At 39.2% G+C, this 1,180-nt stretch carries 1 protein-coding gene; it reads left to right on the forward strand.

Features of this window, described 5'->3' with window-relative positions:
* A partial coding sequence (locus BMX84_RS12365; RefSeq protein WP_091490362.1) for an ISLre2 family transposase occupies positions 1-1,091 on the forward strand: 1,091 nt, incomplete at its 5' end.
* Positions 1,092-1,180: the final 89 nt, after the last annotated feature.

Raw genomic sequence — 1,180 nt, forward strand, 5'->3', positions numbered from 1 at the left:
ATTCGCCTTTAGTTGAAATGAAAGCCGCTAAGGTTGCCTCCGATGGTGTGTATCGTAAGGCAGCTGACGCCATTAACCTCTTAACTCCGCTTCAGGTAAGCCATACAACGGTTCATAAGATGGTTCAAAAAACAGGCGAGAAAGTTCAAAAATGGACAGATGAAGCTCCGAGTCATATTGAAACACCTCAAAAAGAAAAAAAGAAAGTGCCTGTGTTATTTATTGAAGGAGACGGGTTATTACTAAAAGGAAGAGGCGAAAAAAACCCTGAGCTTCATCGTGTTCAATTTCATGAAGGTGTGACGTACGTAGGAAAACAAAAGCGACCAGTCCTTATCGAATCCCAGGTTTTTGAAAGTACAGTATCTAGTAAAGAAGCCTTTAAACGAGCTGGGCGGTGGTTAGAAGCGACGTATGATATTCGGGAAACGATAGTCGTATCCAACAGTGATGGCGGCAGCGGGTATGAAAAAGATAAATTTGAACAGATTATTGGAAAATGCAAAAAACATGAACACTTTAGAGATCCCTATCACATGAATGAAAAAATAAACCAACGGTTAAGTTTTGATAAGCCTATGATTTTTGAAATGAAAAAAGCTGTGAGTGCCTATGATAAAGAGCGTGTACTTAGCGTATTGGCGACGACAGAGAGTCGAATAGAAGATGAGGAGAAAAGAGCTGATAACATAGAACACCTCCGTCTATTAGGGGCTTATTTAGACCGCAATTGGGAAAGTATTCGTCCATTGAAAATGCGAGACTTACCTGTAAGAAATGGGATAGGTATTTGTGAAAGTAATCATCGTCCCTATAGTTATCGTATGAAACGTCAAGGGCGTGGATTTTCAGCCAAAGGAGCTGGAAACTTAGCTTCAATTATTTCAGCTCGTAAAAACGGAACGCTTTTAGAAGCTTTAAGAGCCGAACTACCTGCATTTGAACAAACCATTGTCCCTGAATTTAAAGGCGCTGTTAGAGCTGTTTTGAAAAAGATTAATCGTCCTTCTATAGGCGTTAAAATGGGAGAAATAGCTAATTATAGTTCCACATCAAGTCCAATGGGACAACTGAAGAAAATGTTTGGGTAATGAAACACACAGAATGAGCCATTTTAATATTAAAATTGAAGAGTTACCATCTCTAGAAAAAAAAGTTTCCGCCAAAGTCTTGACACATA

The organism is Alkalibacterium putridalgicola (assembly GCF_900109825.1).
GTDB classification, from domain to species: Bacteria; Bacillota; Bacilli; order Lactobacillales; family Carnobacteriaceae_A; genus Alkalibacterium; species Alkalibacterium putridalgicola.